The 12,070-nt window shown below is 42.4% G+C and carries 9 protein-coding genes; 5 read left to right on the forward strand and 4 right to left on the reverse strand.

Annotated features, from left to right (window positions below):
• Positions 1 to 249: 249 nt before the first annotated feature.
• A complete protein-coding gene (mtnA, locus tag C2M30_RS14465; protein ID WP_105172151.1) occupies positions 250 to 1,272 on the reverse strand; it encodes an S-methyl-5-thioribose-1-phosphate isomerase in 1,023 nt (340 codons plus the stop codon).
• Positions 1,273 to 1,393: 121 nt separating this feature from the next.
• On the opposite strand from mtnA, the gene mtnK reads away from it, so the two are divergent.
• On the forward strand, positions 1,394 to 2,596 hold the full coding sequence (mtnK, locus tag C2M30_RS14470; RefSeq protein WP_105172152.1) for an S-methyl-5-thioribose kinase: 1,203 nt from the start codon (positions 1,394 to 1,396) through the stop codon (positions 2,594 to 2,596).
• A 156-nt stretch (positions 2,597 to 2,752) separates the two neighbouring features.
• On the opposite strand, the gene C2M30_RS14475 is transcribed toward mtnK, so the two are convergent.
• Entirely contained in the window at positions 2,753 to 3,421 is a 669-nt protein-coding gene (locus C2M30_RS14475) for a DUF2306 domain-containing protein (protein WP_105172153.1), read from the reverse strand.
• Between the two features lie 148 nt (positions 3,422 to 3,569).
• On the opposite strand from C2M30_RS14475, the gene C2M30_RS14480 reads away from it, so the two are divergent.
• Positions 3,570 to 4,766: a helix-turn-helix domain-containing protein gene (locus tag C2M30_RS14480; protein WP_105172154.1), complete on the forward strand. Its 1,197-nt coding sequence runs from the start codon at positions 3,570 to 3,572 to the stop codon at positions 4,764 to 4,766.
• Positions 4,767 to 4,842: 76 nt separating this feature from the next.
• On the opposite strand, the gene C2M30_RS14485 is transcribed toward C2M30_RS14480, so the two are convergent.
• The gene (locus tag C2M30_RS14485) at positions 4,843 to 6,804 is read right to left on the reverse strand and encodes a methyl-accepting chemotaxis protein (RefSeq protein WP_105172155.1); all 1,962 of its coding nucleotides are present in this window, start codon (positions 6,802 to 6,804) and stop codon (positions 4,843 to 4,845) included.
• A gap of 114 nt (positions 6,805 to 6,918) precedes the next feature.
• Here C2M30_RS14485 and C2M30_RS14490 point away from each other — a divergent pair, with 114 nt between their 5' ends.
• A complete protein-coding gene (locus tag C2M30_RS14490; RefSeq protein ID WP_105172971.1) occupies positions 6,919 to 7,980 on the forward strand; it encodes a hypothetical protein in 1,062 nt (353 codons plus the stop codon).
• 97 nt (positions 7,981 to 8,077) lie between these two features.
• On the opposite strand, the gene ltaE is transcribed toward C2M30_RS14490, so the two are convergent.
• Positions 8,078 to 9,079, reverse strand: a complete 1,002-nt coding sequence (gene ltaE / locus C2M30_RS14495) for a low-specificity L-threonine aldolase (RefSeq protein ID WP_105172156.1) — start codon at positions 9,077 to 9,079, stop codon at positions 8,078 to 8,080.
• Between the two features lie 247 nt (positions 9,080 to 9,326).
• Between ltaE and C2M30_RS14500 the strand changes: the two genes are divergently transcribed.
• A complete protein-coding gene (locus tag C2M30_RS14500) occupies positions 9,327 to 10,031 on the forward strand; it encodes an ABC transporter ATP-binding protein (RefSeq protein ID WP_105172157.1) in 705 nt (234 codons plus the stop codon).
• A 22-nt stretch (positions 10,032 to 10,053) separates the two neighbouring features.
• Positions 10,054 to 12,069 (forward strand): TonB-dependent receptor, encoded by a 2,016-nt coding sequence (locus C2M30_RS14505; RefSeq protein WP_105172158.1) that lies wholly within the window; start codon positions 10,054 to 10,056, stop codon positions 12,067 to 12,069.
• The last annotated feature ends 1 nt before the right edge of the window (position 12,070 follow it).

Raw genomic sequence — 12,070 nt, forward strand, 5'->3', positions numbered from 1 at the left:
TTTGATCGCGGCGTTGCTTTGTAGGCCTAGCAAGCTAAGTCAAGAAGCAACAACAAAGAACAAAACGCTTTGGGTTGAACCTGTTAGGCAGCGTCTGTTTGGCGTTTATACTGCGTTATCGTTCATTTATGTAGAGTAACTACAATACAATCACTCTGCCTTGTCTAAATGCCAAACAAACTGCTGCAGAAATAGACAGCAAAGGTCAACACGCTCTAAGTAGAGCACCGAATGGTGCTCTTCTTATATTTAGAGCTGTTTTAACACGCCGTCTTTTACTTGCTGTAAATTGTAAACGCCGGTATCAAGTACCCAACCCGTCACCAACTGTGCTGGCGTTACATCGAAGGCAGGGTTAAATACCTTGGCATTGTTTGGTGCCCATTGGCACTCACCAAAGCTACCACTGACACCTTTTACTTCAGCATCAGCACGCTCTTCAATTGGGATATATTGACCACTTTCACAGTCAATATCCAGGGTGGTAATTGGTGCAACCACATAAAACTCAACATTATGAAAATGTGCCAGCACGGCTAAATTATAGGTGCCGACTTTATTGGCAAAATCACCATTAGCTGCAATGCGATCTGCACCCACAAAAATCTTATCTACTTTACCCGCAGCCATTAAACTGGCGGCCATATTGTCACAAATAAGGGTGTACGGAATTTGCCAACTTTCAAGCTCAAATGCCGTTAAACGACCGCCTTGCAGTAATGGGCGTGTTTCATCCACCCAAACATGAATATCACCGTATTTTTGATGGGCGTGGTGAATTACCCCAAGTGCCGTACCTACCCCTGCTGTTGCCAATGCGCCCGTATTGCAGTGAGTTAAAATATTATCGCCCGGTTTTACAAGCGTTGCACCTAGGCTTGCCATGGATTCACACAGCGCAATATCTTCATTAAATAGCTGCTCGGCAGTTGCTACTAATGCGTCAACAAAATTATCTTGAGCTAATGCTTGGCGCATACGCTTCATGCAATGCATTAAATTAACCGCAGTTGGACGGGTTGCCTCTAAATCATTTATTGCCTCTGCAAGTTGGCTATGAGATTCACCTTGCTCTGCTAAATGGGCAACTAATAGGGTTGCAGCTAAACCAATTAGCGGCGCCCCACGCACTTTTAATGTCAAAATCAATTCTTGCATCTCAGGTACACTGTTACACACATGCCAATGCTGCTGGTGTGGTAAAAGGTACTGATCTAAAACGAATAACTGTCCGCCTTGATATTTAAGACTGCGTGCGAGCAAATTTTGCATGCTGTGAAACTCCAAACTATTAACGCGCTCATTTTACACCAAGACACAAAGAAGTATAGACATCTAAACATTCATCGGTATAGAATTCCGTAATTATCTGTATTTTTGAATAGCGAACACCATGGCTGACTATATTGCTTTTGATAATGAGCGTGCACTTAACTATGTTGCACAGTTAAACGAATTTTTTGCCCCTAATGCTCAATTAACCTGTAATGAGTTTGGTGATGGCAATCTCAATTTAGTCTTTCGCATTGCTGATGAAAGCGGTAACAGCATTATTTTAAAGCAGGCATTACCCTATGCCCGTTGTGTTGGTGAGTCGTGGCCTTTAACCCTTGATAGAGCGCGTATTGAAGCGGCGGTGCTTGAAAAACATGGTGCGGTGTGCGAACCATACACAGCAAAAGTGCTGCACAAAAATACCGAACTTGCCCTAACCATTTTGGAAGATTTAGGCCATATGGCGATTTTGCGTGGCGAACTAAACCATGCAACAACCTTTCCAAATTTAGGCAGCCAACTTGCAAATTACCTTGCAACCACCAGCTTTTATTACTCAGACTTTTACTTAACACCTGCAGAAAAAAAAGCCTTGGTCTGTGAGTTCACAAACCCCGAGCTGTGCGCCATTACTGAAGATTTATTCTTTGATGATCCATACCGCACCTCTCTGCGCAATAACTACCCGGCGACACTTGAAAGTGAGGTGAAGAAGCTTCAGCAAAACACCGAACTTCACATTAAAGTGGCTAAATTAAAGCAGCTATTTTTATCCTCGCCACAAAGCTTATTACACGGCGATGTGCATTCGGGCAGTATTTTTGTTGATGCGCAGTCGACTAAGGTGATCGACCCAGAGTTTGGCTTTTTTGGCCCAATTGGTTTTGATTTAGGCTCGTTTATCGGTAATTTTTTGCTTAATTATTGTTCGCAAAATGCTCGTATTAGTGAAATTCCAAAGCGCCGCCAAATGCAAACCTACTTACTGACGACGATTCAGCAAGTGATCAACGAATTTGCAGAATCGTGGCTGTCACTTGCTAAAGAGCAAACCCGTGATTTATCGCTTCAGGCACCAGGCTATGCAGAGTATTTTGTAAACCAAATCATTAAAGATGCACTTGGTTTTGCCGGCACTGAGCTTGTTCGCCGCACCATTGGCCTTGCCCATGTGTCAGATATTGATGGTATTGAAGATGATGCTGCACGACTGCAAGTACAGCAGCAAACATTAATACTGGGTGAACAACTTATTTTACATGCCGAGACCGCTCACGATAAAGAATCTGCATTTAATCTGATCATTAGCCTCGTTCAGTAAAACTCAGCTCTATAAATTTCAGCCTAAAAAGCCAGTAACCGTGTTACTGGCTTTTTTCTAAAGTGCTTTAGTTGATGTTTCTTCCCGCATTAGTGCTCATCTCTAAACATCTTCATTTCGCTTAAATGAAATACCTCAAGGTACACAAATTCATCGCTAGCTATGGTTCTTTTTAAATAACCAATGCGCAATTTGAAGATTCAAAACCAAGCCGATTAAACGCCCATAACCGTGCATAAGTTCAGCTCCCATATTACCCATTAACATCGCAATAATTTCTAAGAATAGTGGGCTAACTACCGCTAAACTGGCAGCTGCTGCAAAATACATCCAACGCTGATGCTGTTTGAAATCCTTTTTAATTGCATACTTAACAGCAATAATAAACGTTAAGAAAATAGCTATCGCAACTATCACCAAACTCACATAGCGCGCGCCAAATTCACTAGGCGAAAATACATGATGCATCCACACACCAGACACCGCCATCACACACGCAGAAATAAAAGCAAAGTAGCCATTAATTTTATGATAGCGCGGTTTTGTTTGTCTTAACTTTGGTGAAAACTGAAATGGCATTGTTACAAAAAACACAATACCTGATACGCCATGGCAAATAATCACAAGTGGCATATCAAAATAGCGCGCGTTAATCATTTCACTTAGCGGCGAATCAACACCACTACCCATTACAACTAAAGCAACAATAAATACTGCTGGTATTGCAGGAATACCTATCATAAAGAGTAAAAAGCTAACGCCAGCCCAATTAAACGGTGTTTTAAATTCATTTGGTTCTATCATCATTGCATTTTGGTATGTCATTTTTTAATCCTTACACCATACGCTAGTTAAGTTAGAAACGATTATGTAAAATACCTAAAGCAATATCGTTCTAATCTGTTGAGCAGAACCAAAAAGAAACAGCAAAAATAAATAAGATGCTGTTTATAAAGGAATAAAAGGATTTAACTTGCAACCATCAGAGATTTACTTATTTGCGATTAACATTGCAACAATGACCTTATTAGGCTTTAACGCAAGTTTACTTATTACTAAAAAACGCCAAAATTTCGGCTATGCATCCCTTTCTTGCTGCTTTATTGCCATTGCAATTGTGATATGCCAACCCAGCTTAAAATTACTCGCACCAGAGTGGCGGCAAACGCAACTTATCGTATCGTTACCTGCATTATTATTAATCGCCCCAAGCTTTTGGTTTTACATTAAAAGCCTCACAGCAGAATCGAAATGGACGCTTACCAAACACGACAAATGGCATTTTGCACTGCCCGCAATCGGACTATTTATTTCACTTTTTACATTAGTTTTACCTAACGAAATTCAACACGGACTTTTGGTTGACGGTGATGATGTGGTGCTTAAAAGCGCATCACCCTTCTTGCGATATAGTGTGTATGCTGGGTTAATTATCACCTTTTTATTGGTGATAAGCTGGGTTATACAATCGGCATTTTATGTGGTTAAAACCATTGTTCGTTTAAACCGCTACCGCGCCCATTTAAAAGACATTTTTGCCACAACAGAACAAAAAGAAATGGGTTGGCTTACTGCGCTTGCACTTTTAGTCGGTATTCCTTGGGGGTTATTTGCTATCAATTTAACACTCAATAACTTGCTGTTCCCAAGTGATCTGTATACGCCTTTTTCAAGCTTACTATTACTGATTTCAGTAACCTTTTTAGCGACTTGGACGCTTCGCCAAAAACCAGGGTTTGAAGAGATATTTGATGATATAAGCAAAGATGATGAACCTAGTGTGTTGTCAGCGAAGCAGAATAAATATAAAACTTCGGCATTAAGTGAAGATAACTTAAAACACATTGCAAACAAATTGGAAAGCGCAATGCAGCAACAGCAAATCTATTTAAACGCCGCCTTGTCACTGCCAATACTTGCAAAAAGTATCAATACTTCTTCCAACTATATTTCTCAAACATTGAACGAGCGTTTAAAAGTAAACTTTTTTGATTATGTAAATGGCTACCGTGTAAAACACGCTAAGAATGAACTCACAAACAGCAATAAAACGGTACTCGATATTGCAATGGATGCGGGTTTTAACTCTAAGTCGGCGTTTTACACCGCCTTTAAAAAATACACCGGTATCACCCCAATGCAATATCGCAAGCAGCACACTAGCCTCTAACGCACCGAGGCTGCAGTGCTTAGAGTAACGAGCGCTATTTTACCACCCGCTTCTCACCATAACTGACAAACAAGCGTTAGGTTTTAAACTTTTTAACCAACGCAGTTAAAGCAGCTGAAAGCGATGCCAGGCTATTGGCATTTTCATCGGCGTCATTAGCAAGCCCTGAAATTTCATCCGCACCGGTTTTAATATCCACAACGTTGCGATTAATCTCTTCCGCTACATGTTGCTGCTCTTCTGCTGCGGTGGCTATTTGCGAGTTCATATCACTAATAAGGTCAACCGAATGCGTAATGGAATCAAAACTGGCTTGCGCTTGTTTTGTGAACTCAACGGTTTGCGAGGATATATCGAGACTTTGTGACATCTCTTTTGAAATCGCTTGAGTCATATTTCTAAGCTTACCGAGTTGCTGTGCAATTTCTTCTGTTGATTCGGATGTACGTTGTGAAAGCGCACGAACTTCGTCTGCTACCACCGAAAAGCCTCTGCCTTGCTCGCCTGCGCGCGCTGCCTCAATTGCGGCATTAAGTGCTAACAAATTTGTTTGCTCAGCAATGCCGCGGATCACATCTAAAATTGTGGTAATGCTTTCACTTTCACTGTCCAAATCACGCACATTTTGCTCTGTACTTGCGATAGTGTCTGACAGCCCCGACACACTTGATACCGTTTTATTAATTAACGATTGCCCTTCAATGGCTGATTGTTTAGTTGAATTGGCTGAATCTGCTGCCGATGCGCAGCTTGATGCAACTTCGTTGGCGGTTGCCGCCATTTCATTAATAGCGGTAGAAGCTTGCTCAAGCGCTAATTGTTGCGTCATTAACGATGAATTCATCGACGTAACTAAACGTGAGCTTACTTCCGATGCGTTGCTAACATTAGCAGAAGAACCGTTAATCTCTCGCACCAAATCAGCAATCGAATTTAAAAATTGATTAAAGCTATTAGCCAGTTGTCCAGTTTCGTCTTGCGTACGAATTTTTAAACGTTGGGTTAAATCGCCTTCACCTTGCGAAATATCTTCAAGACCACGGGTCACCTCAACAATCGGACGAGATATTAATTTTGAAATATACACCGAGAGTACGGAGAAGATACCAATCAGAATTAAGCTCACCACAATAATTATCATCATCAGCGTATTTGCTTTCGCCATTACTTCTGATTTTTTAAGCAGGCCGATAAACTTCCAATTGAGTTTGGGCGAGGTATACACATTGGCAAGATAAACATCGCCATCAATTTCAATGGTGGTATCGCCAGATTCCATGCGGCTTAATCCAGCGTATAGATTGCTTTTAACACTCGCAAATTCTTTAAAATTATTTTCAGGGTGTTTAGCATCAACCAAAATTTTGCCGGAATCTTCTATTAACATTAAAAAACCCGACTCACCCATTTTGATATTTTGGATCATGCTCGTTAACCCTTTTAACGACACATCCATGCCCGTTACACCAAAATTGCTACCCGCACTATCTTTAATAGACATCACGGTGGAAACAATAACCGCGTCATCAGGTTCCCAATAATACGCTTGGGTACGAATCGGTTTAGTTGTCGCGCCTGTGCCTGTTTTAAACCAAGGACGCGGTCGTGGGTCGTAGTTGGCGCTCACACTGCCTTTTGGCCATTGCGTATAACCACCTTGTTGATTTCCCATATAAATATAGGAAATGCCCTCATGTGATTCACCAAATTGCGAAAACAAATCGAATACCCGTTGTTCAATTACGTCGTTTTGTTCTGGCGTAATTTGGCTGGCGGATGCGCTATTCATATATGTTTTAATACCGCTTTTGGCCGCCACTAAATCGGGGTGTTTCGCTATGTATACAACGTCTTTACTGATCTCTTCGAAAAAGAGCGAAATCGCTTTATCTATCTGCGTCACTTCTCGCGTATTGGCAATAGTAAAATTATCGTGCGCTAAATTGCGGGTCTGGTTAATCATGATCACAGCAATCACAATAATTGGCAGTGTTATGGTAACTAAAAAAGCAATGATAAGTTTTTTGGAAATCGACATTGAGCTAACTACATATGGCTAGTATTGAATTAAATATGGTTTGCAATCTAGTGCTAGTCAACTTCATAAGTTATGGTCTAAGCTATTTTAAAGTCATCTATTTACATGGTATTTATGTTGAACTCGAAACCCCTTTTATTTACCTCGCTGTTTGCACTTACAATTTCGGCGCAGCTCGCAGCATCGCCAACGTTGGCAGGCGGCTTTTGGATTAACTATAGCTTTAACGAAGACACCCACGAAACCGACTTTGGCGACCAAGCAATTATTGGTTACTTGGATGGTGCAAAATCAGATCAGTCACCTTGGTTTTACTCTGCAGAATTTCGCCTAGGGCCCGGCAGTTTTACCGACGTTGATAACAATTCAAGCGGGCAAAAATACGTGATGCACAAAGCATGGCTAGGTTATGCTATCGATGACAATAACTCACTGACCTTTGGCAAAAGCCAAGTGCCATTTGGCTGGAAAACCGCTAATTTTTGGCCAGGGGATATGTTTTTAGCCGCTTACGGCGACCAAATGGATGTCGGCGTAAAATACCAAGGCGGCGTTAACCAATTCAATTACCAACTTGCCTATTATTTGGCTGATGACTGGGCAAGTAAATCAACCGACAGCACCGATGACAACCGTCACTGGGGCAGCAGCTCAACCTACCGAAAGGTAGACACCGCCGTTGTTGATTTTTCTTATACATTTAACAAGCAACACACCTTTGCCGCCTCCTACCAAAACGGTAAATTAGAGGAGCTGATCACAGGAGACAGACGTACCGATGGCGATCACAGCGCTTATGTAATTTATTACCAAGGCCAATTTGACCAGCTTACTACCAAACTCAGTTACATTGACGGTAAGCGCGATTTGCCACAAGCCTACCTTGCGGCAAATCCCGATGTAGCAAGCACAATCGACAACACCCGTTACGCAGGTGAACTTGGTTATACGTTGGGTGATTGGTATTTTGTATTAGACGTGACCTTAGCTAAATCAAACACAAATGGGGTAGATAGTGACACAGTTTATGCATTTGCGCCTGGCGTGCGCTACAACTATGGCCCGGGGTGGCTGTACCTTGAATACCTCAATCAAGATGCGTATTTCGACCGCAATATGCAAATCAATCAAGGGGACTTTGCGGCGTGGTACCTCACCTTCGATTACTATTGGTAAATACTGGAGCGTAACTTAGTAGCAAATTACACTCATACTAAGGCAGATAACCAATATCTGCCTTAACGTTTATTTTAACAATTCAATGTAAATAAAACTAAAGTGCGTTCTTTATTGCGGCAACCACTGAAACACAATCTTCACGTGTCACATCTTTATGAAGTACCAAACGAATTTGCTCGCCAGGGCAAATATTAACGCCTTGACGATAAAGTGCGTCGGCAAATTCAGTAACTGGCTTACTTGCCTGATATTGCAAAAACACCATATTGGTTGCCTGCAAAACAACACTTATACCGTCGATATTAGACAGCTCTGTTGCTAAAAACTCGGCGTTTTTATGATCTTCAACCAAACGGTCAATATTGTTTTCAAGGGCATACAAACCCGCAGCTGCAACAATACCAGCTTGGCGCATGCCGCCACCAAGCATTTTACGCCACTTATGTGCTTCATGAATAAAGGCTTTTGAACCACAAAGCACACTACCAAGCGGCGCTCCGAGGCCTTTCGATAGGCAAATCGATACCGAGTCCATTTGCGAGGTAATGTCTTTAATCGCAACTTGATGATGTACCGCGGCATTAAATACCCGCGCGCCATCTAAGTGCAAACCTAAACCATGTTCGTCACAAAACTTGCGGGCGTCAGATAAATAAGCCATTGGCAGCGGTTGACCCGAAACCGTATTTTCAATCGACAAAAGACGCGTGCGCGCGTAATGGTGATCGTTCGGCTTAATTTTTCGTTTAACTAACTCGAGTGACAAGCTGCCATCTTTTTCAAACTCTATTGGCTGTGGCTGAATGCTGCCAAGCACTGCTGCACCGCCACCTTCATATTTATAGGTATGGGCGTCTTGACCAACAATGTATTCATCACCACGCTGACAATGGGCCATAAGAGCCAATAAATTACTTTGCGTGCCACTTGGCGCAAATAATGCGGCCTCGTGGCCGGTTAATTCTGCGGCTTTGCGTTGCAGCGCATTTACCGTAGGGTCGTCACCAAACACATCGTCACCCACAGGAGCACTGGCCATCAGTTCGCGCATTGTTGCACACGGTGTGGTTACGGTATCACTGCGTAAATCTATCATATTGTCATTGCTTTAAACTGGTTTAGAGAAGGCTTCACTGTAGCGTGGCAACACAACAAAGACAATGACATTGCGCTAATCAAACAAAGCGTAATGCGAGCGATTCTCATCGCACAAAGGTTTACTTTACTTTAGTGTTATAATATAACATACCTCGATTTTTCTCAGTAACACTAAAACACTTGTTCTCTTCAGTCCCGTTTTAGTGCTGTTTCATTCATTAATAACTTTTGGTTGTACAAGCATTATGCAAAACAACACTCTTAGTGTTTCGGCCTTAACCAAGCAGTTTGGCAACAAAACCGCAGTGAGCGAGTTAAGCTTTAACTTACATTCTGGCGAGGTTTACTGCCTACTTGGTTCTAACGGCGCCGGTAAAACAACAACATTTAATATGCTTTTGGGCAATACTCATCCCGATGCAGGTGAAGTGCTGCTTAACGGCGACTCAATTTTTGCCAGCAATTTCAAATTAGATCAGCATATCTTTTATCTACCTGAAAACGTTAGTTTATACCCAGAGTTTTCAGCAGTAGAAAACCTTGCATACCTTGCGTCATTAGCATCGCTCGATGTTGATGACCGCGCCCTGCGCGATGCACTTATCCAATGTGGCTTAAATCAAGAAGCGCTCGATAGACCAACGCGTTTTTACTCAAAAGGCATGCGACAAAAAACCGCTATCGCATTGGCGCTATTAAAAAATGCCAACCTAATGCTACTTGATGAACCAACTAGTGGCCTTGATCCGGTTGCTACGCGCGAATTTGTCGCCTTAATTAAACAACTTGGCGAAAAAGGGGTAATGACCGTGATGATCACACACGATCTCAGTTGTGCTCATTTACTTGCAGATCGCATCAGTATTTTGCACCAAGGTAAACAAGTTGCCGAACTGCCGCAAAGCGAATCGTTCGAGTCACTTGAAAGCACCTATTTATCCCTTGTTTAACTGTTTATTTTCGGAGTAGTTTGTGAAAATCAGTCGCCTTCCTTTATCTCTGAGCGCCATATCGATTGCACTTTGCGCTCAATTCGCTGTAGCAAATCAAGACAAGTCACTTGAATCAATTGTGGTCATTGGTAAATCGTCATCGGTTAGCTCATCTAACCTTGCGGGTTCATTTGATTATATGGGCCGTGAAGAAATTAGTTATCAACATATTGATGATTTAAAAGAATTATTTACTAAAGTGCCAGGAGTTTATCTCTCGCGTTTTAACCAAGGCATTGTGAATACCATTTTATCAATTCGTGGTTTTGCCGGAGACGGAGCCAGTCCTCACGCTAAATTATTGATCGACGGCATTCCAGCTAATATGCACGCAGGTTATGGTGAACTCGATCAGTTATTCCCGATTGCCATTGATCATATCGAAATGTTTCGTGCCACCAGCGATCCCCGTTATGGATTATTTAATATTGCTGGTAACTATCAAGTAAAATCGCGTAGCGACAGCAGTGCCGACCTAGAACTGACTCTAGGCAGCTTTAATACCCGTGAGATTCAGGGTTATTTTGGCCAAGAAGGTGATACGTTATCACATAGCTACTCGTTAGGTTATCGTAAGAATGAAGGCTATCGTGACCATACCGATATTACCAAAAAAGCCATTTCGGGCCGGTGGGACTGGCAATTAAATAGCGATTCAACACTTGGTGCAATTGCGCGTTATAGCCGATATGAAGGTTCAGCCCCAGGTTATTTGAGCGAACAAGAAGCAAGGGATAACCCAACCATGTCGGCTGATTATGCGAGTCAAGATGGTGGTGTTAAAGAAAATCATCACATTAGCCTGCATTACGATATCGCCATTAACAACCAAGTTGATTGGGCAGTAAAAGTTTATAGCCAAAACTTTCAGCGTAATCGTTGGGTACGTTTTTCAGCGCACAGTGATATTCAAAACCGCTTTGATGATCAAGATATGCTCGGCGCAATTTCAACGTTAACATGGCAAATTGACCCAAATTGGGCGTTACTGTGGGGCGTTGACCTACAAAACGAAGAGATTATTGAGCAACGTTTTGGCACAGTGGGTCAAACGCGAGAGCGTGATGATCAAGTTGTTAAGCGTAACCGTCAGTTTAGTTACGACACAAAAGGCAGTTACCTGCAACTTCAGCATCAGCCAAACGACAAACTGAACTGGAATGTAGCATTACGTGTTGATGACCTTTCAGGTGATTACAGCGAGTTTACCGCCGATGGAACGCGCAGCGACCGTGAAATGTATGATTTTGGCCTAGTTGTTCAACCTAAACTTAATGTGATTTACGCGCTCACCGATAACACAGCGGTATTTTTCAATACTGGCAGAAGCTTTCAACACCCAACGGGCAAAGCCGCGTTTACCAGTGGCGATATTAACGCCCGCGAAATGACACACAACGACGGTGCAGAAATCGGCTCGCAGTGGAGTGTTGATGCCGTTGAGCTACGTGCATCATACTGGGTGCAAAAAGCCAAAAACGAGTTTGTATTAATCGATGGCGAGCAAAAGAACGTTGGCAAAACAACGCGAAACGGTATTGATTTAGCAGGTAACTGGCAGGTATCTAACGCATTTACCGTATGGGCAAACTACTCGTATATCGATACTGAAATTGTCACGCCAAGTAATACCGCAAACGTAACTAAAGGCAATCAATTAAGAAGTATTCCTGATTTTACCGCATCGCTTGGCGCAAGTTTCGACGCCACAGAAAAACTCGTTTTACGCGTTCACTTAGATGCCCAAGGCGATTATTACGTTAATGAAGAAAATGCCGGCAAAAAATACGGTGATTACACTTTGCTCAATGCCAGCGCCGATTACCACCTAGATTGGGCCACCATAAAGTTGCAGCTTAATAACCTCACTGATGAGTACTACGAATATGTATACGATTTTGGTGGTGTAGATAGCAACGGCGTGTACCAAACTGACACCGTTCATTCACCTGGCGATGGCCGTAATGCCAGCCTTTCCCTCTCTATGAGTTTCTAAA

Origin of the sequence: Pseudoalteromonas sp. T1lg24, assembly GCF_002964745.1 — a bacterium.
Taxonomy (GTDB): Bacteria; Pseudomonadota; Gammaproteobacteria; order Enterobacterales; family Alteromonadaceae; genus Pseudoalteromonas; species Pseudoalteromonas spongiae.